Genomic DNA, 19,697 nt, shown 5'->3' with positions numbered 1-19,697 from the left:
TCTACCCAAATTCAAGCCAATGGAGGAATTACTATGCTAACTTTCGATCACAATCAAGAACAACCGCAGAAGCGGACACCGGACCGTTCCAAATGGAATGAATCGTTTTACCGCAGATCAATGGAACTGCCGGATGAACTGTTAATTGGTGCCATTGATAGTCATGTCCATGCCGGTCCGGTATTGAACTCAAACCCGGGGCATCTGGACCCGATCCAGGTAGCACAGGAAGCTGCAGCCGCAGGCATGAAGAGCATTGTATATTATGATGTATTTGGCTGGGCTTCAGGGATGGCTTGGGTAGTGAACCGCCATGTACCGGGCATTCACACGTATGGAGGTTATTTGATGAATTCCTGTCATGGGGGGATGAATCCACGTTCCGTCAAAACCGCACTGCACATGGAAGAGGGTTGTCGCTTCATCAGCTTCGGATCACATTGTACACGTCATTCAGCTGAGAGGGAATCGACACTGATCGATGGCAAGTTGGTTCCGTTCAAGGATGTCTATCCACGGTTTGCCGAGAAGGAGCTGAGTGTGGCAACGTCGATCCCGCTGGAAGGCCCCGTTCCCGAAGAGCTGGATGAAATCTTAAACATGGTAGCAGAACATCCGGAGGTATATCTGAATACCGGCCATGTATCCGTGCCCGAAGCCTTCCGTCTGCTGGACCTTGCAGAACAATACGGTATTGCCAAGGTGCTGATCGCTCATCCTGTACGCGGACAAATGACGATTGAAGAGCAGAAATCCGCTGCGTCCAGGGGTGCTTTTCTGGAGGCCTGTCTTGTCGATTGGCTGTATCCTGATGTTCCCCGAACCCATTATTATGTAGAACGGGAATATATGGACATGGGAGCTGAGCTCGGCCGGTACTCAAACGCGACGAAATGGATGAAAACCATCCGTGAAGTGGGAATTGATCAGTTCGTCCTCGGAACGGACTATGGCATCCGCGCGGCACCAACCCCTGTACAAGGCATGAGAACAATGATTGCCAGCATGCTCGATTACCAATTCTCCCCGGATGATATTTACCGGATGGTTGCGACAAACCCAGCAAGGCTGATTGGCATCCAGTCTTAGGAAGAGCTCGTGTATTGCGGTTACCTTAAGTATGAACAAGGAGGAGTGGAGCATGAAATCCGCAATACCTTATGATTTAGTCATTGCAGGCGGAATGATCGTTACTGAAGCAGCTGTAGAGCGGAAGGATATCGGAATTATCCATGGATCGATAGCTGAAATCTCAGATAATATCGATCCGGTGGGGGCCCCAGTCATTGATGCGCGTGGACTGACGGTCATGCCTGGCGTAATTGACACACATGTACACTTTAATGAGCCAGGGCTGGAAGCCTGGGAAGGCTTCCAAACAGGTTCGGCTGCTCTTGCTGCCGGAGGAGGAACTTTCTTTCTGGATATGCCACTTAACGCCATTCCCCCTACGGTTACGGTTAGTACACTTCAACGAAAAAGAGAACGTGCGGCAGGCAGAACTTATGCTGACTACGGCTTCTGGGGCGGATTGATGCCTGGTTATGTTAAAGAGTTGCCACATCTGGCAAACGCCGGAGTGATCGGTTTCAAGGCCTTCATGTCTTCTCCGGGTGATAAAGACAAGGATGGGTTTCGCAGGTCGGACGAAGATACCCTCAGAGAAGGGATGCGAATTATCGCAGAGACGGGCAAGGTACTGGCGCTCCATGCGGAGTATGAGCCTACCGTAACCCGGCTTACTCGTGAAGCCCGAAGCTTGGGGCGGTTCGGCCCGGAGAGCTATACAGCCTCACGTCCAATAGAGGCTGAGGTGGAAGCGGTGGAAACTGCCTTGCGGTATGCAGCTGAGAGCGGATGTCGGTTACATTTTGTCCATATCAGCAGTGAGGCTGCTGCAGGACGAATCCGTGAAGCAAGGAAAGCTGGAGTTGATGTGACTCTTGAGACCTGTCCGCACTATCTCTGCCTGACTGACAAAGACTTTGCAGTCATGGGTGCAGTTGCGAAATGCGCGCCTCCACTACGTGATGCGGAAGAACAGGATAAGCTATGGGTTAAGTTAAAGGAAGGCTGGTTTGATTTTCTGTCTTCGGATCATTCGCCCTGCCCAGCAAGCATGAAGACAGGGAATGACATGTTTGAATCCTGGGGAGGCATTGCTGGTGTACAAAGCACATTGGAGTTGATGTTGGACGAAGGTTACCTGAAAAGGGGGGTTCCGCTCCCGTTACTGGCTCGCCTGTTGTCTGCGGCCCCAGCTGAACGATTCGGGCTGGCTCCTGTGAAGGGACGCATTGCAGTGAACTGCGATGCCGATCTAGTTCTGGTTGACCTTAATGCCTCTTACACGCTTCAAGCATCAGACCTCTATCAGAAGCATCGTCATTCACCGTACATTGGTCGTAGCTTTGGCTGTAAAGTTAAGATGACACTGTTGCGGGGCAGGTTGATGTATAGTGAAGGATCGCCACTTCTTAATCAAGGTAACGGCAGGGAATTCAGGAGCGCATGTCCTGGAGCTATGAATATAAGCAGCTAGTCATGCTGTTCGAAAAGAGTACGTCCTATTTCAGGGAGGGAAAGCAATGACTGCAAAAGCTGGCAAATTGTCCGTCGTCCAAGAAGATCTCCTCAAACTCGTCCAAGGTATTCCACGAGAGCAAATGCAACAATACGTCGACCGCTATCTTGGCAGCCTGCTCGCCGAAGAAGGCTATGACCCTGAGCTGCTACAGACGCTGGAAACGTATGCATCATGTAATGGCCACATCAATGAAATGTCTTCCAGGTTGTATATTCATCGTAATACAGCGGCTTACCGACTGGAGAAGCTGGAACGGCTCATAGGTCTTCCACTAAAAGAACCCGAAAACCTGATGCTGCTAAATCTGGTTTTCCTGTTCCGCAGATTGCTAGAAGCAGAGGAGGCCAAGATGTCCGACAATTGTCTCCTAGCTCTGGATTACCGAAATCGGTATCGGACATTTTAATTCCGGAACGAACAAAAGCCTGCTCTTAGAGGCAGGCTTTCTATTTTATGATCGTCGTTATGACCATCTTGACCGAATCGCAGGGACATGTCGATATCATCGATGACGAGACCCAGCGTACTCACATGACTAAGGAGAAAGGAAGCTATACGCCTTACTTCATGCTTCGGGCCCGCCGTCTGATTGGACAGGTAACGCGTCTCTATTATTATGGACCTGATTTACGGACTTCGATCTGAAATTGATCGGAATATGATTTGAGGTTGCCTGCAAGACCAGCGAGTTCCCCGGAGATGTTCGACAGTTCGTTTGCCGATCGCTGCTGCTCCACAGCACTAGCCGTGACTTCTTCGGCCATGGCTGAAGTTTCCTCGGTTGCGGAAGCAATATAACTGAGATTCTGTTCCAACTCCTGACGAATAGAGTGCATGTCCATCGTCCGGCTGTCTAAACTCTGAGCCAACTCATGCACTTCGGTCGATAAGAGGCTAACCTGTCCAAATGCCTGGAGACAATCAGCGATCTGTTTCTCCTGTTCCTTAACAGCTACCATATTCGCATCAAAATGGCTGCCCATCCGATGTATCTCTTGAACAAATGAACCCAGGATCTCATCAATCTCCTGGATCGAACGTTCGGATTGTTGAGCGAGCTGTCCCATTTCCCCAGCAACGACTGCAAAGCCTTTACCCGCTTCTCCAGCTCGGGCTGCTTCAATTGAAGCATTCAGGGATAGAATTTGAGTTTGTTTTAAAATGTTGTGAATTTGACCGCTAATAGAGGAAGCGAGTTCGGATTGAGTCGTCAGAGACCTGGAAATATCCTGTTGATGCTCGACACGCTTGGCATTCTCTCTGCCCTTCTCAAGCAGAACCTCATGTTCACGTGTAACTTGTACTTGAACAGAAGATAGCTGCTCTGAAGTATAAGTAAACTGTTTCACATATGAACCTACTTCATCCATTATTTTGCCGAGATTCTCTGAATGCTGGACGGAGTGTTCTGTCTCTTCAGCCTGTTTCATTGAACCTATGGCAATTTCCTCAATCGCTCTGGAAAGTTCTTCGCTCTGACGCTGGTTCGTCTGAGCGGTTTCCGAAATATCTTTTGATGACTGCTGTAATGTATTTGAACCTTGCTGTATTCCCATCAGAATGTTCGTTAATTGGGCAACCATGATGTTAATCAAATCACTGATGTCACCGAGTTGATCATTGGTCATATGTGTGGAAACGACTTTGAGATTCCCATCAGCAACCTGCTCGAGGCTTGACTTAATATCGCGTACTTGTCTAAGAATACCTCGTACTACGAATAACATCATGACCAAGGAAAGAATCAGTACAACCACAAAAATCGGGATAATGGTCTGATAAGCATTATTCACGGATGTCGCGGAGACTTGATTCACTGCTTCAGCAGAAATATCAATGCCCAGATAGCCAATGACAGTACCTTGCGAATCCTTGATTGGTGTAAAGGAGGACAATAGCTGTCCCCAGGTTGGATCATCTACAATGCCTGTTGTGACGACTTCACCGCGTAACAGGCGTTCCTGAATCTGGGGATTGAATTCCATTGCAGTGCCGTAAGGACTGTACTCTGTATCATTCCAATCCGCTCCATCCACGGTGTAGATCCACCCGTCCGAAGTTTTGTTATACATATAAACATACAAGGCTCCCGATTGAAGCCTAACTTTAACGAGTTCGTCCCTAAGACTTTTATATTCGTTGCTCTCTTCTGAAGCAGTAGAAGATAAGGTCTTAATTAATTCCGACTCCTGACCTAGTTGAGAGGCGGTATTCACAGCCAGCTGCTGATTGTTATGCTGCATGGTCATTAGTGATGCATTTTCACTGGAGTCGATGGTGGCCCATATGATTAGACCGCCCATGGCCAGTAGCGGAACCAGAATAATCAAATACAGTTTGAACCTTAAATCCATCTTTTTTTTGCGAGTCTGTCTCACGTACGGTTCCCCCTTGGATGTAATAAAGTAAATATGGTTATTCGTATAACCCCATACTATTTATCGTAATATTGAAGGGGGAAATGAAGACTAGCACTAAATTTGTATATACATATACGTAGGAGAATGTGATCATTTGTGGTACCAGTGCACTCAAACTGAATGTAGAAGTTACTTTGCATCAAGAAACGAAACGTTGTCACTGAATCTACGTTCTATAGTAGCATAGGATAGTATATTTAAAGGCAGTTAGTATGCGGACACCTTGCCATAAACCAAAAAAAGGCTCCACCAGCTTTATGCCAGTGGAGCGCTTAATCTTTCTCTAAGACATTCTGTGCAATATACAAACATACTCATGGATGCTCATTGCAGAAACGGTCGATATAATCAGAACATTGCCCCGGCTCATCTTCCATTACGAAATGACCAGCTCTTGGAATGACATGTAGGCGGCATGGGGAATATCCTGGACAAGCCTCTTTGCATAATCGAGGGACTGCCATTCATCTTCTACCCCCCATAACCAAGTAGAAGCATTTATTGAGATCGTTAGAAAGCATGCCTCCCTCTGGTAAGCTCATTTCAACTGTCCTTTATAGCCTACCACTGAACCGTTGGATTGCTTCCTCGGTCACCGGTGTGAAGAGATTAACCAGATTACCGTCAGGATCGCGAAACAGCAAAGCGCGATTCCCCCACGGCATTGTGGTAGGTTCCTTTACCCACTCATCGACAAACGGCTTCAAGCGCTCGTATTCCGCATCGACATCGTGGACATGGAACTCAATAATGACTGTACGATTGTTGGCCGCCACAGCGGAACCAGCGCCAAATAGTTGCACCGTCTGGGAGTGGCCGATCGCTAGAGTGCACGATGGCATAACAAGTTCGGCAAAGACAGGTGCAGGGCGTTCTGCTGAAACACCCGTAATTTTCTCATAGAACTCGACAAGACGATCCACGTCATCAGTAATGATACGCACAGAAGCAAAATTCACGAGATATCATCCTTCCTATAATAAGTATTACGATCACTTACTCCGACTATACAAAAACACTACTGACAACGGTATGTCAGTAGTGTTTTATGAAGAAACCATAGAATAAGAGTGATCGGATTGAACTAACGAGAAACGATAACGCCGGGAGGGATCTCATAGTTGGTTGCCACTGTAATCTGGAAAACTTCAATTTTCGAATCGTTGCAGATATGTAGACGATTTTTTTGTATACATTTATAGAGCGTTATAGAGCTAAAGTCTATAGTATTTGATACATTTTTAAACAAATCTTAAACGCAACGTGGATTGGTTTTAAACTCCAGATGTTAAGCTGATAACATAAAAACAGAGGAGTGTCCGCCTAATGAAACAGTTGTTCAGAAAAGTGTTATTGTCTACAGTGGTGTGCAGTTTCAGTGTGATGTCCATTGGTCAGGTGGCATATATGTCTGGATCAACTTTAGTTGACAAGAAGAATACGATATCTTCAGAATTAATTTGGAAAGAAAGCGTTCGCTCAAATGCAAATACGATTAAAACCATTAAAGCAGAAAAAAATGATCAGTACTCTGATTTGATGTTTCTAAAGCCTATTTTAACGCATAAACGAATCGTTAGCTTGGGAGAAGCATCGCATGGAACTTCAGAATACAATTCAATGAAAGTAAGACTCGTAAAATTTTTGCATGAAGAACTAGGATATGATGTCATTGCATTTGAATCCAATCTAGCCGATACTACTACTGCATATGCTCAAATACATAATACAACGCCGGAGGAATTGATGAAGAGCTCCGTCTATGGCGTGTGGCAGGTTGAAGAGAACTTACCTTTATTTGAATACATTGCACAACAAAGCAACACAGATCATCCGCTTATATTAACTGGATTTGATTCACAAGGCACGTCGGAGTCTTTTATTCAATTCGTTGAGGCGTGGTTTGCTAAGGTCGACAAGAATAAAGCAACAGCATTTGCGCAAACGGAACGCTGGTATTTAAAGCTTAACATGGTTAACAAAGTAGCCGATTTTAATATTCAAAAGAAGAAAATAAAAGAAAAATATATTACTCTCCAAAAGTTTGTAAGAGATAACAAAGCTGAATTAAGCAGGAATCAGAAAGAGCAACTCAATCTGATATCTCTGGTAGATCGCGTCTTACAAAATAGGTTAGACATGTTGGATAACTACCATCCTCATATGGTAAATCTGCTAGCAGGGGTAGACCCAGAGAAGCATTTGAAATTGGGAAGTTATGAACGAGATCGCGTGATGGCGGGTAATGTAGAATGGCTTGCAGAAACGGTCTATCCTGAGGAAAAAATTATTTTATGGGGACACAATTATCATATACGTAAGAATAATTCCACAATGATCACAGAACATAACGGATACGATTATGATAATAATCCATATCCAACCATGGGTGAGATGCTTCCATTCTCACTCAAGCAAGCTGGTTATGTTATAGGTTTGTATGCATATGAAGGAAGCGCATATAAAAACAATGGAGAGGAAGAGCAAGTCCAGCCTCATAAAAAAGGTAGTCTTGAAGATATTGCAGCAAATGAAATGGGCCCAGCCCGGTTCATCAACATGAAGGACGAGGAGTTAAGTCCAACAACGGAATGGATGTACACACCTCGAATTGCCAAAGCATGGGGAGTTTTAGACGAAAAGATGATACCTCGCGATCAGTATGATGGAATATTACTTATTCATAAAATCCATCCCTCTAATCACTAGTAAAGAGCGTACTCAAATTTCGAAGTGAGGGATAGGGCTAAAAATCGATTGTACTTGGTGGTAAACAGTGTTACTCTAAAAGTCTGTGTTCGACAATATATTCAATACTAGCCACCAATTTAGTTATAAAGAAAGGTAACACTATGATAAAAGTTGAAAACTTATCCTTCTCATTTCCACAAAAGGAACTATATAAAAACATTTCATTTACGTTTGAAGAGGCACAACATTGTGCTTTTATCGGAACAAGCGGAAGTGGAAAAAGTACATTGATCGATATCCTGATGGATCCGGAACGATATTTGTTCGAGGGCAAGTTAGAGATAGACCCCGATTGCAGAATAGGGTATGTGAGTCAGTTTTTGCAAGTAGACAAAACAAAAGAAATGACCGTTTTTGAATATATCGCAGAAGAATTCATCAAGATACAAGATGAAATTACAGCAATTTATGCGGAGATGGCCACCACATCGGATATGGATTCCCTGATGGAAAAGCTACAATTGGCTTTGGATGCCTTCGAAGCGATGGATGGGGATAATTTCGAAAAAAACATCAATAAACAGTTAAACCTTGCCAACCTCATGAAGCTCAAAGATCTTAGTATATCCGCCGTAAGCGGCGGGGAATTCAAACTTATTCAAGTGATGAAGGAAATGCTGAATCGTCCAGACTTCATGATTATGGACGAACCCGATGTATTTCTAGACTTTGAAAACCTGAACGCGCTTAAAAAATTGATTAACTCTCACAAGGGAATGCTGCTGGTCGTTACGCACAACCGGTATCTGTTGAATCATTGTTTCAACAAAATCATACACCTAGAAAACACAGAGCTCCAAGAGTTTGACGGGCGATATATCGATTATAACTTCTCACTGCTTCAGTCTAAGATCGAACTGCAAGAAATCGCAGTTGCTGAAGCTGAGGAAATTGAGAGATATGATCACATCATCGACAATCTTAGAGAGATCGCCACGTATAATTCGGAAGCTTCCAGAGGAAGAGCGTTAAAAGCCAGAGTCAAGTTTCAAGAGAGATTGGAAGCACGTCGAATAAAAGAGCCATTTGTCGATATCAAACAGCCGAATATCCGTTTTGGGATCGATAAGGAAATGGAAGACACCGTTGTGGTTAACGTCAATAACTATAGCGTTTCCTTTGACGAGTTGCTTTTGGAAAATGTGAACTTTGAGATCAAATCAACAGATAAAGTAGCCCTGATCGGTCCTAACGGTACCGGGAAAACGACTTTACTCCGAGAAATTTTTAAAAATAATCAGGATGCCATTGAAATCAATCCTGATGTTAAGGTAGCTTATTTATCTCAAGTTCAAGGCGAAATGTTAAAGGATTCGAATACCATCCTAAATGAATTCATAGATTCCGGGTTTCAAACGTATGATGAAATTAGATCGTATCTTCCAAACTATGGCTTTGAAGGAGAAATCCTTGATCAAAAGATTGAATCGTTATCTGGCGGAGAAAAAAACATGCTTCAATTGGCTAAAGTTTCTGCCAGTCAAGCCAACGTATTGCTCTTGGATGAACCGACAAGCCATTTAGACATCTATACACAAATCGCATTGGAGAAAGCCATTGAAGACTACAAAGGTGCGATTATCATGATTTCTCATGATTTCTATTCGGTTGTAAATGGTATGGATTATGTTTTAATTATCGAGGACAAAACGATTAGTAAAATGAGTATAGAAGAATTTAGACAGATGATTTATGCGAGTCATTTTGATGAAAACTATCTAGAAAATGAACAAAAGAAAAAGTCTGTTGAAATGAAAATTGAATTGGCTTTAAAAGATACTAATTTTGAACTTGCAAAGAGTTTGGTTGATGAGCTAGAAAAGCTGATTAAGTTGCTTTAGACAAGGTGAATATTCCATAAATCTAAATCCCCCTGTATGTGGATTAATCCGCATACAGGGGGATTTACTTCTAGAAACAGCTAAACGAGCTGATTCGCTGCAGATCAATGCCGGTGTATAGCCAGAAGAAGCCATTCCAACGGAAGCCAGCCACCGAATTTCTACCTACAAATACAGGGTACATCCAGAAGCCGGGACCACGATCCGGCCAAATATATGTGTAGCGAAACAGACAGCCGGATATGGCTCTTGGATCTACCGCATATAACGAAGCGGGTTGCTGTGGAATGAATGATGGTGGCGGCCCTGTAGGTGCCTGCACGCCTTGTGGTCCGCCGCCTCCACCCCCGGGGAACGATGGCGGACCAGGAAATCCGCCGGGTCCTCCTGGTCCTCCGGGACCCCCAGGTCCGCCAAATCCTCCACCAGGTCCAAAAGGAGGTAAAAATGTCATATCACATCACTCCTGTTCATTAGTCTAATGTATTGTATGTAGGCAATTGAGAAGGGGAATGGGTGGAAGCCTATAGAAGGCCGCTAATGATCAAGTCGAATCAAGCAAATTAACTTGCAGAAAAATGTCGAATAAAGTGATTGCTAACTAATTTATTGTGTGATATTATGATCCAGTAAACGTTTACATCGATAACGAATTGAATATTAGCAGTGTTTGGCTGTTACTGGTAAAGCAGGCATGACCAAAATGATTTTGCATTTTCCTTATGTGAGTAGGGGAAGGCATATCGTTTTGGTCTTTTTTTATATCCAAATTCAGAAATGAGGCAATGGTATGGATTATCGCAAGTTGGGACAAGAGATTACGGAATTGGTTGGAAAGAAGGATAACATCGCTCGGCTTACGCACTGCGCAACCCGACTCCGGTTCGAACTGCACGATATCTCCAAAGCGGAGACAGAAAAACTCAAAGCACTTCCAGGTGTCATTACTGTTGTGAACAATGGTGGACAATACCAGGTCGTTGTGGGCAATGAGGTGCAGCAGGTCTACCGAGTTATCACTCAGCAGATGGGTTCGGCTACCCGAAGTGCGGAATCCAAATCGGATTCTGGCAAAAATAACGGACCAAAACAAAAACAGAGCTGGATCTCCAGATTCATCAGCGTGATCTCAACAACATTTACTCCGGTAATTCCGGCAATCATTGGCGCGGGTATGATCAAAGCGATATTAGCTGTACTTGTGCTGACAGGCCTTGTAACGACAGAAAGCCAAAACTACTATATCCTTAATACCATTGCGGACGCGGCTTTTTATTTCATGCCTATTCTGCTGGCTTATGGAGCTTCCATTAAATTTGAAACTAGTCCCATTCTGGCGATGACAGTTGCCGGCGTGTTGTTACACCCGGGATGGAGCGCCCTGATGGCGGAAGGAAAAGACGTGTTTTTCATCGGTGTTCCAGTTCGACTAACCGATTACGCGGGCTCCGTGCTGCCGATTATTATCGTCGTTTGGCTCATGTCCTATATTGAACGTTTCGCGGATCGGGTATCGCCTTCAATGATCAAATTTTTCACGAAACCAATGATTGTACTATTGATTACAGCACCACTTGCATTGGTGGCGATTGGACCTTTCGGAACGTACCTGAATGATCTGGTTGCCATGGGTGCAGAAGCGATTAATGCCAGAGCCAGTTGGCTGATTCCTTTGTTAATGGGAACTTTGCAACCATTCCTGATCGTAACAGGCACTGCATGGGCGATGACACCGATTGCAACTAGCCAACTAACCAAAAATGGATATGAAATGATCAACGGTCCGGGAATGCTCGCGTCCAATATTGCTCAAGGTGGGGCCACCCTTGCTGTAGCATTAAAAACAAAAAACAAAAAACTGAAACAGCTCGCTGCTTCATCCGGTTTCACCGCCGTACTGGGCATCACGGAACCATCCTTGTATGGTGTAACGCTGAAACTGAAGAAACCCTTAATTGCCGCAATGATTGGTGGTGGTGTAGCAGGGATATATGCTGGTCTGACCGGATTAGTACGTTATGCCTTCGTTTCTCCGGGTCTTGCCGCGTTACCTGCCTTCATTGGAAGCAATCCGATGAACATCGTTCATGCCATTGTGACTTGTCTGATCGCTTTTATCGTTACCTTTGCTCTGACATGGATCATTGGTTTTGAAGATCCAGTGGACGATGAAGAAGAAGACAATTCCAACGTTAACGATGACAAGACGCTTTCTGGGCAGCCTGTTCAAGACAACACCCCAGACACTAAGTATGCTGCAAAAACAAATGCAAATGTACCACGCCAAAATGAATTACGCCCACTTACAATCGCCAGCCCGATGCAAGGGGAATTAGTCCATCTAGACCGTGTACCAGACGATGTCTTCTCTTTGGGATTACTGGGTAAGGGCGCTGCAATTATTCCTGCCAAAGGAGAACTGTATGCACCGATCGCAGGTGAAGTTACGGCTTTCATGGACTCCAAACATGCGGTCAAATTAAACGGTTATGATGGAGAAGAGGTGCTCATTCATATTGGAGTGGATACCGTCAACCTAAAGGGGAGACATTTTGACTCTTCCATTAAAGTAGGGGATCGCGTACAACGGGGGGACTTGTTGATCCGCTTTGATATCGATGCCATCAAGGCAGAAGGGTATGAAGTCATAACCCCGATCATTATCGCCAATTCGGATCGTTTCTCGGATATTAAGCTGGAGAAGCAGAGTCCTGTGGAGGTTGGAGCAACCATTATCCACCTTTCGTAACAAACGTAATACGATACTTCATATGGTCCGTCATATATCATGATCAATATTTAAAATGAAGGAGTGCTTGAGATGTTATATCAACACATCAAACCATTCCCCAATGAATTTCTGTGGGGAGGCTCTACCTCGGCCTATCAAGTGGAGGGAGCCTGGAACGAAGATGGCAAAGGCCTGTCCGTCATTGATATGTGTGATCATCCGGCTGGGACCGCCGATTTCACAGTTGCGAGCGATCACTATCACCGATTCAGAGAAGACGTGAAGCTTTTGGCAGAGCTGGGCCTCAAAGCATATCGTTTTTCAATTGCATGGACTCGAATCTTGCCTTCAGGCACAGGGGCTGTTAATGAGAAGGGACTCGATTTTTATCACCAATTAATTGACGAATTGCTGCTCCATGGTATTGAGCCCATTGTGACCATGTACCATTTCGACTTACCCTACGAGCTTGAGAAAACCGGAGGATGGAACAACCGGGGGACGATCGATGCCTTCGTCGAGTATGGGCGTATCTTGTTTGAGCATTACGGGCATAAAGTGAAATATTGGTTGACCATTAATGAGCAAAATACGATGATTCTCCATCCAGGTGCTATTGGTACACCAAAAGGCGGAAGCCTGCCTTCCAGTAAGGAACTGTATCAGCAAAATCATCACATGTTCGTAGCTCAAGGCAGAACGATGCGACTATTTCATGATATGCTCCCGCAAGGCAAGATTGGTCCTGCATTAAACATGACTTCCATGTACCAGGCAACTTCCAAACCAGCAGATGCAATCGCTGCACATAACTGGGAGACGATTCGTGGATGGGGGTTTCTCGACTTATCGGTGTGGGGACGGTATAATCCATTATTCTGGAGTTATTTACAGGAACGCGGCATCGAGCCGGTTATTGAGCAGGGTGACATGGAAGATATCCGGTCTGGCCGCCCCGATCTGGTAGCAATCAACTACTATTCGACGGCAACCATTGCCGCCAGTATGGGCGATGCGTCGGATGTTACAGCTCGTGGGGGTGATCAGCAAATTATGCTTGGCGAGCAGGGAGTATACCGGGCGGCGGAGAATCCTTATACGGAAAAAACGAAATATGGCTGGGTCATTGACCCGGTTGGCCTAAGGCTGACATTGCGTAAGGTATGTGAACGATATGGTCTCCCGATTCTAATTACGGAAAATGGTATAGGAGCCCCAGATATACTGGAGGCAGATTACACCATTAACGATACGTACCGGATTGATTTTATCGAGAAACATCTGGAACAGATCAGACTGGCTCTAACAGATGGAGTAGATGTGATTGGTTATTGCCCTTGGTCCGTTATTGACGTGGTAAGCACACATCAGGGGTATGGAAAACGTTATGGAATGATCTATGTAAACCGCGGTGAACAGGATCTGAAAGACTTGAAGCGTTTGAAGAAGAAAAGCTTCTCTTGGTATCAAGAGGTCATTAAACAGAATGGCAGATGTATCGGAAATTCGGATCAGGCGGTCACGAAAGAATAAAGGATCGTGATGAATTCATGAGAGTAATCAAAATATTAAATAACAGCTTGCTTCTGACCAAAGATGATCAGGGACAAGAGATGATTGTCATGGGAAAAGGGTTGGCATTCAAAGGCAAAGTCGGCGAGCGACTCGATGAGGAGCATATCCAGAAACGATTCATTCTGCAAAATAATCCGTCTGCCCAGGCTTACGTACGAACCATCGAAAACATGCCAGAAAAACATGTGAATGTCATAAACAAACTGATTACCAATGCAAAAGAAAAGCTGTCTCTTGACGACCAAATCTTCTTTACGCTTATGGACCACTTGTCGTTTGCCATTGAACGATGGAAAAAAGGTGTAGCATTACAGAATCGCATGTTATGGGAGATCCAGAGGTTTCATCCTGTCGAATTCGAACTGGGCCTTGAAGCCGTTCAGATGCTGAATCTAGAATTGGGTATCGAACTGCCGGAAGAAGAAGCAGGGAATATCGCTTTTCATTTCGTGAATGCCCAAACGCATGAACAGAATATGGAGCGCACGATGCAATCCGTTAAGATGTTAAAAGATATTTTTAACCTGATTCAATACACCTTTGATATGCAATTGAACAAAAATTCCATCCATTATGTGAGACTTGTCACACATTTGCAATTCTTCATCCAGCGTTTACAAGAAGGACGTCTGGGCAATTCGGCGAAAGATTTCATCTTTCAGCACATGGTGAAGGAGCATCCGCTTGAATACAAATGCGCGGAGATGATCAAAACCTACGTGCAGAATATGCTGGATATCTCCATATCGAACGAGGAATTATTATATTTGATGATTCACATTGCTCGAATTGTGCAGGAGGAACAGGGTGACGAGGGACGATTATAAAACAAAGTTAAAGTTATATTCCCTTATTTTTGGGGAAAGCGATTCTTTGAATATCTGATGCTTGATTTCTAGCATGTTTATATGTCTGTTAACAGATAGAAAAAAAGAACTTTCTAACTATGACCGTTTTCTCGTATTTTATCGGGAAACGGTCTTTTATTCTTGCAAATATGTAGCGGCTTTTTTAATATTCCACGCGAACGAACTCCAGTTTCCTAAACTCACAATTACCAAAAGATAACTTTTATTATAACTATTGGAAATTTGTTATATGTAAGCGCTATCCAAAGAGCTATAATCTATTTATCTGGATGTTAATCCGTTCAGAAATACTTAGACCAAATCAAGAGGAGGAATTGTATGAGACGGTTAGGTCAATGGAATATAACAGCCTTGGTTCTTGTGCTGGTACTCGCCCTGCTTCCATTTTCGAATGTCTCACATGCAGCCAAGGCAGTTGCGGAAGTGGAGGGAGGTCATTTGAGCACAAACTTTGAAGACGGTACACTTCAGGGATGGACTCCACGTACAGGTAACGAAAGGCTGACAGTGACACAGCAGGAAGCACACGAAGGTCAGTCCAGTATGCTGGTCGCCAACCGTGAGCGTTCCTATCATGGACCGATGTTATCCATGAAGGATCTGCTTAAGCGTAACCAAGAGTACGAAATTGCGGCATATGTAAGACTTACTCAGGAGCCCACCACGGATCAAACACTACAGCTCACCACATATAAAAAAACAACTGCCGAAAGCTGGAACCCAATCGGTAGCGTGAAAATTGCCAAAACAGAATGGAATACATGGCACAAGATCACCGGAAAATTTCAGTATAGCGATGATCCCACTGAATTGAATTTGTTCATCGAAACACCCTACATCTCTGAAGATAGCGTAGATACGTTATCGTTCTATGTGGATGATGTATCATTTACTCTGGCCGAGCAACTGGAGATTGAAGAAGGGATTCTGTCTCTGAAGGACCTGTATCAAGATGATTTCCCCATTGGTGCAGCGGTGTATCGCTGGCAGTTGGAAGGCGCATATGGACAACTGCTCACAAAGCACTTTAACAGCTTGACCGCAACCTACGAGATGAAACCAAAGTACATGTCTCCTTCCGAAGGTGTTTATGAGTTCGAGGCAGCCGATCAATATGTTCAGTTCGCCGAGGAGCATGGTATGGGCGTACGCGCACATGCGTTGTTGTGGCATATTGATGCAGCAGAGTGGATGTTCAAGGATCCTCAGGGTAACCCTGCGAGTCGAGAATTACTGCTTGCCCGGATTCAGGATTACGTTGAAACCGTCATGACCCGATACAAAGGTAAGATCTATGCCTGGGATGTGGTAAACGAGGCGATTGCGGATAGCAATGGTGATGCCAACGGTTTACGTAAAAGTCCTTTTTATGAACTAATCGGTCCGGATTACATTGAGAAAACCTATGAATTCGCTCGTGCAGCCGATCCGGATGCCAAATTATATTACAACGAATACTTCACGGAAATCCCTGAGAAAAGAGAGCATATGTATAAGTTGGTCAAACGACTGAAAGAGAAAGGGCTCATCGATGGTGTGGGTTTACAATCCCACTATAACCTGGAATCCCCGCCCATCAAGGAAATTGAAAAAACAATCAACATGTTCGCCGAACTTGGATTGGATATTCAGATCACGGAACTGGATGTTGATAGCGGGATTTCATTTGGTGAAGAGATGTCCGATGAAGTCGCGGTAAAGCAGGCGTATCGATATAAGGAACTGTTGGATTTGTACAAAAAACACAAAGATCACATTTCTTCTGTTACCTTATGGGGACTCCAAGATGAGAAGTCTTACAACAACCAGGCTATGCTGTTTGATTCAGCCCTGAAGGCCAAAAAAGCATACTGGGGACTCGTGGATGAATCCAGCTTGCCTGTGTTGACGCAGAGAGCCGTCTCACTTTCGGGTAAACCGGATATCAAAAAACAGTCACAAGATCCGCTCTGGAACAAAGCGGTGTCTACTCCACTGAAGGGTGACTCTTCGGGATCAGCCAGTTTCCGCACCTTATGGGATCATAGTAACCTGTATATCCTTGTGGATGTTCAGGATGCAAAGACAGATGTGAATGACAGAGTAGATATCTTTGTTGACCTCAATAATGGCAAGACCACCTCATATGAAGCAGATGACCGACACGTAATCATTAAGCGGTCGGGCAAAGCTGAGGGCGTGGAGAAGCGTTCATATCGTGTACGCGAGACCAAAGCCGGATATCAGGTTGAATTGTCCATTCCGTGGGGTGGTATCCAAGTCGGATCAGAATATGAAGCCGGATTGGATATCCGTGTGACTGATGGCGGTTCAAGTGGGACACAACCTTATAATCCACTGTACTGGAATGATCGAACACAATCTCAGGAACAGGATACAAGCAAATACGGCGTGATTCAGCTTGCCCCTATGCCCAAATCTGCACAAGCTGTGCAAGGGATTGTTCAGATTGATGGGAAGAAAGACACATCATGGAATAAGGCTGCACCATTTGAAGTAAAACGGTTGAACCAGAGCGAAGGTGCAGAGGCAGTGGCTCGCGCTATGTGGTCAGGTGAGTATCTATACCTGCTGATCGACGTCACTGATCCAAACATCATCACAGATAGTATCAACCCATGGGATCAGGATTCGGTTGAGATTTTCCTGGACGAGAATCACCAGCGCACACCGTATTTTCAATATGATGATGCCCAGTTCAGAATCAGTGCAGACAATGTGGGAACCTTTGCAGGGGGTGCCTCACCTGGACGCCTTGTAAGTGCTGTGAAGAAAACAAATAAAGGATATCTCGTAGAAGCCCGAATCCAGTTACATTCACTGATGCCCAAAACAGGAAATGTTCTCGGTTTCGAGCTTCAAATTAACGACAACCAGGGCGGAGGTAAGCAGAGCGTAGCTAAATGGAATGATACGACCAATGAGAGCTGGAGAAACACTTCCCAGTACGGAATACTCACTTTTGTCGGAAAGAACAAACTCGGGCATTAAACCATTCGTAGTAGTTGCAAGAATAGAAACCATCATAACAGTGGCTAAAACTCAACCATTGTTGTGATGGTTTTCATCGTTTACATACGTCACCAAAGGTGATGAGGGGCGATACAATCTGCCTTGACTATATTTAACAGCCCTTGATATACTAAATGGATGTTATTTTTTCTTTTATGTGGATAAGAAAGTAATCAACTACATACAACCGTTTGCGAGGGAGCCTTAACCGGCTGAGAGGGTGTAAACCGACCTTACCTGATTTGGATAATGCCAACGTAGGGATGCAACGATGAAACGCTGTACTTGGGTAGCTCATGCGAACCCCCTTGTTTTAGTGTATTTATCTGCGAAACATCCTATGGATGTTTCGTTTTTTTGTTTTTAAATACGTACATTATGAATTGGAGGAACATATGTTGACTATTTCAGAGAGACTATATCAGGCAGCACAGCTTGTGTGGAATGAATGTCTTGAGCATCCCTTTGTTAAAGGGATCGGAGATGGTTCCTTACCGGTTGAACAATTTCGTTATTATTTGCTGCAAGACTACTTGTACCTGTTCGATTATGCCCGCGTATTTGCACTGGGTATCGTCAAGTCGCATGACCCCAAATTGATGCAGTTTTTTAGTAAAAACGTAGATAACATCCTGAATGGTGAAATGAAAATTCACCGTTCTTATATGGAGCGATTAGGAATTACAGAGGATCATGTTTTTCAGGTAAAACCTGCACTGAAAAATGCAGCCTATACTAACTATATGCTCTCTGTTTCCCAAGCGGGTGGCATAGCAGAAGTACTTGTATCCATTCTAGCCTGCTCATGGAGCTATGCAGAGATTGGTCAAGTCCTTGCTCAAAAGCCAGGTGCAGCTGATCATCCTTTTTATGGAGAGTGGATCACAGGATATGCTTCCTCTGAATACAACAGCAACAATCAATCCCTAGTGACGTTAACGGATAAGCTATTAGAAGGCTGTAGCGAGGGAACATACCAACGGATGGAGGATATTTTCGTGATGTGCAGTCGCTTTGAGCTTGATTTTTGGGAGATGTCATGGAGGCTGGAGCCTTAAGTTCACTGGTAGTTAATTCAATTAGAGAGCAGCGTCCATAAACATTAAGAGGACATAAAAGCTCGAATTGAATAGGGAGTGCGGTGATGCAATGAGTATATATGGAAAATAACTAGAATACGCAAAGCGAACAAATATTCGAGGTGAGTACAGCGAATAATCAGAACGTGTCAGCCCAAAAATACATGATTAAACATTTGAACAACAAGCTCTGATATAATAAGCAAATAGCAACTATCTATTTTCTGGAGGTGAGGCTATTGAAAACAATCGGGGTAGGATTCTTACATGCACGGCTCTATGCAAAGCCAGTGAAGGATATGGCAATGCTTTGCATAGAGCCCGGGAATAATCACATTGCCAACGACGAATCGTAATATTCTACTAACTGGCTTTGCACCTTATTGATCTATTAAATAAGGAGTGAGGCCCATGAAATATTCAAAAGCCGAGTCTATTTTTCCGGAAGAATTGTTACGTATCATTCAAGAATACGTTCAAGGGGAATTGGTTTATATCCCAAAACCCAAAGAGGCACACCTAAAATGGGGCGAGAAAACAGAGAGCAAGAGCAGGGTCTCTGCTCGAAACGCTGAGATTAAATCCTTATTCTGCAATGGAGTCAGGATAGAGGAGTTGGCGGATCGGTATTTCTTGTCCTGCGAAAGCATAAAGAAAATAGTCTATACAAAGAACTAATCAAGGAACTAATGAAATCCGCTAACTCGTCGCATCGACGGTTTAGCGGATTTTGTGCAAAGATGACTTAAATCAACTTATACATAGTAACCGTACCCCTAAGTCGATAGACTTAAGTTAAGGTTGTTGTGATGAAGGACGGCCGGATCATACG

General features: G+C 44.3%; 15 protein-coding genes and 1 riboswitch. Of the genes, 12 read left to right on the top strand and 3 right to left on the bottom strand.

Annotated features, from left to right (window positions below):
* The first annotated feature begins 33 nt into the window (after window positions 1–33).
* Genes QF041_RS04715 through QF041_RS04700 form a run of 4 tightly spaced genes read left to right on the top strand, consistent with a single transcriptional unit; the run spans window position 34 to window position 3,232 of the window.
* Window positions 34–1,089, top strand: a complete 1,056-nt coding sequence (locus QF041_RS04715; protein WP_307412478.1) for a DUF6282 family protein — start codon at window positions 34–36, stop codon at window positions 1,087–1,089.
* Between the two features lie 52 nt (window positions 1,090–1,141).
* Window positions 1,142–2,542, top strand: coding sequence for an allantoinase AllB (gene allB / locus QF041_RS04710; protein WP_307412476.1), 1,401 nt, complete (start codon window positions 1,142–1,144; stop codon window positions 2,540–2,542).
* A 46-nt stretch (window positions 2,543–2,588) separates the two neighbouring features.
* On the top strand, window positions 2,589–2,993 hold the full coding sequence (locus QF041_RS04705) for a PucR family transcriptional regulator (RefSeq protein ID WP_307412474.1): 405 nt from the start codon (window positions 2,589–2,591) through the stop codon (window positions 2,991–2,993).
* A gap of 47 nt (window positions 2,994–3,040) precedes the next feature.
* Window positions 3,041–3,232 (top strand): hypothetical protein, encoded by a 192-nt coding sequence (locus QF041_RS04700; RefSeq protein WP_307412472.1) that lies wholly within the window; start codon window positions 3,041–3,043, stop codon window positions 3,230–3,232.
* Here QF041_RS04700 and QF041_RS04695 read toward each other — a convergent pair.
* Both QF041_RS04695 and QF041_RS04690 read right to left on the bottom strand, forming a co-directional pair.
* Complete coding sequence (locus QF041_RS04695; protein ID WP_307412470.1) at window positions 3,202–4,965, bottom strand: methyl-accepting chemotaxis protein; 1,764 nt, start codon at window positions 4,963–4,965, stop codon at window positions 3,202–3,204. The genes QF041_RS04700 and QF041_RS04695 overlap by 31 nt on opposite strands.
* A 596-nt stretch (window positions 4,966–5,561) precedes the next feature.
* A complete protein-coding gene (locus QF041_RS04690; protein ID WP_307412468.1) occupies window positions 5,562–5,966 on the bottom strand; it encodes a VOC family protein in 405 nt (134 codons plus the stop codon).
* A 367-nt stretch (window positions 5,967–6,333) separates the two neighbouring features.
* On the opposite strand from QF041_RS04690, the gene QF041_RS04685 reads away from it, so the two are divergent.
* The gene (locus QF041_RS04685) at window positions 6,334–7,716 is read left to right on the top strand and encodes an erythromycin esterase family protein (protein WP_307412467.1); all 1,383 of its coding nucleotides are present in this window, start codon (window positions 6,334–6,336) and stop codon (window positions 7,714–7,716) included.
* A gap of 143 nt (window positions 7,717–7,859) precedes the next feature.
* A complete protein-coding gene (locus QF041_RS04680) occupies window positions 7,860–9,599 on the top strand; it encodes an ABC-F family ATP-binding cassette domain-containing protein (protein ID WP_307412466.1) in 1,740 nt (579 codons plus the stop codon).
* Between the two features lie 70 nt (window positions 9,600–9,669).
* On the opposite strand, the gene QF041_RS04675 is transcribed toward QF041_RS04680, so the two are convergent.
* Window positions 9,670–10,053, bottom strand: a complete 384-nt coding sequence (locus QF041_RS04675) for a hypothetical protein (protein ID WP_047843165.1) — start codon at window positions 10,051–10,053, stop codon at window positions 9,670–9,672.
* 336 nt (window positions 10,054–10,389) lie between these two features.
* Between QF041_RS04675 and QF041_RS04670 the strand changes: the two genes are divergently transcribed.
* From QF041_RS04670 to QF041_RS04645, 6 genes are all read left to right on the top strand, one after another.
* Window positions 10,390–12,348, top strand: a complete 1,959-nt coding sequence (locus QF041_RS04670) for a beta-glucoside-specific PTS transporter subunit IIABC (RefSeq protein WP_307412464.1) — start codon at window positions 10,390–10,392, stop codon at window positions 12,346–12,348.
* Window positions 12,349–12,420: 72 nt separating this feature from the next.
* Window positions 12,421–13,863, top strand: coding sequence for a glycoside hydrolase family 1 protein (locus QF041_RS04665; protein ID WP_307412462.1), 1,443 nt, complete (start codon window positions 12,421–12,423; stop codon window positions 13,861–13,863).
* A gap of 17 nt (window positions 13,864–13,880) precedes the next feature.
* Complete coding sequence (licT, locus tag QF041_RS04660; RefSeq protein ID WP_307412459.1) at window positions 13,881–14,732, top strand: BglG family transcription antiterminator LicT; 852 nt, start codon at window positions 13,881–13,883, stop codon at window positions 14,730–14,732.
* 360 nt (window positions 14,733–15,092) lie between these two features.
* Window positions 15,093–17,765, top strand: a complete 2,673-nt coding sequence (locus QF041_RS04655) for an endo-1,4-beta-xylanase (RefSeq protein WP_307412457.1) — start codon at window positions 15,093–15,095, stop codon at window positions 17,763–17,765.
* Window positions 17,766–17,971: 206 nt separating this feature from the next.
* Window positions 17,972–18,068, top strand: a riboswitch (TPP riboswitch).
* A 113-nt stretch (window positions 18,069–18,181) separates the two neighbouring features.
* Window positions 18,182–18,844 (top strand): thiaminase II, encoded by a 663-nt coding sequence (tenA, locus tag QF041_RS04650; protein ID WP_307412455.1) that lies wholly within the window; start codon window positions 18,182–18,184, stop codon window positions 18,842–18,844.
* A 432-nt stretch (window positions 18,845–19,276) separates the two neighbouring features.
* Window positions 19,277–19,543, top strand: a complete 267-nt coding sequence (locus QF041_RS04645) for a CD3324 family protein (RefSeq protein WP_307412453.1) — start codon at window positions 19,277–19,279, stop codon at window positions 19,541–19,543.
* Window positions 19,544–19,697 lie beyond the last annotated feature (154 nt).

The sequence above is a fragment of the Paenibacillus sp. W2I17 genome (assembly GCF_030815985.1).
Lineage (GTDB): Bacteria > Bacillota > Bacilli > Paenibacillales > Paenibacillaceae > Paenibacillus.
The sequence above is the reverse complement of the archived record's forward strand: the minus strand, read 5'-3'. Positions and strand labels throughout refer to the sequence as shown.

Bases quoted from the DNA above. Each gene is read 5' to 3' on its own strand.
- allB (WP_307412476.1), top strand. From the start codon at position 1,142: ATGAAATCCGCAATACCTTATGATTTAGTCATTGCAGGCGGAATGATC.
- QF041_RS04715 (WP_307412478.1), top strand. From the start codon at position 34: ATGCTAACTTTCGATCACAATCAAGAACAACCGCAGAAGCGGACACCG.
- tenA (WP_307412455.1), top strand. From the start codon at position 18,182: ATGTTGACTATTTCAGAGAGACTATATCAGGCAGCACAGCTTGTGTGG.
- QF041_RS04680 (WP_307412466.1), top strand. From the start codon at position 7,860: ATGATAAAAGTTGAAAACTTATCCTTCTCATTTCCACAAAAGGAACTA.
- QF041_RS04675 (WP_047843165.1), bottom strand. From the start codon at position 10,053: ATGACATTTTTACCTCCTTTTGGACCTGGTGGAGGATTTGGCGGACCT.
- QF041_RS04645 (WP_307412453.1), top strand. From the start codon at position 19,277: ATGAAATATTCAAAAGCCGAGTCTATTTTTCCGGAAGAATTGTTACGT.
- QF041_RS04685 (WP_307412467.1), top strand. From the start codon at position 6,334: ATGAAACAGTTGTTCAGAAAAGTGTTATTGTCTACAGTGGTGTGCAGT.
- QF041_RS04705 (WP_307412474.1), top strand. From the start codon at position 2,589: ATGACTGCAAAAGCTGGCAAATTGTCCGTCGTCCAAGAAGATCTCCTC.
- QF041_RS04655 (WP_307412457.1), top strand. From the start codon at position 15,093: ATGAGACGGTTAGGTCAATGGAATATAACAGCCTTGGTTCTTGTGCTG.
- QF041_RS04670 (WP_307412464.1), top strand. From the start codon at position 10,390: ATGGATTATCGCAAGTTGGGACAAGAGATTACGGAATTGGTTGGAAAG.
- licT (WP_307412459.1), top strand. From the start codon at position 13,881: ATGAGAGTAATCAAAATATTAAATAACAGCTTGCTTCTGACCAAAGAT.
- QF041_RS04665 (WP_307412462.1), top strand. From the start codon at position 12,421: ATGTTATATCAACACATCAAACCATTCCCCAATGAATTTCTGTGGGGA.
- QF041_RS04700 (WP_307412472.1), top strand. From the start codon at position 3,041: ATGATCGTCGTTATGACCATCTTGACCGAATCGCAGGGACATGTCGAT.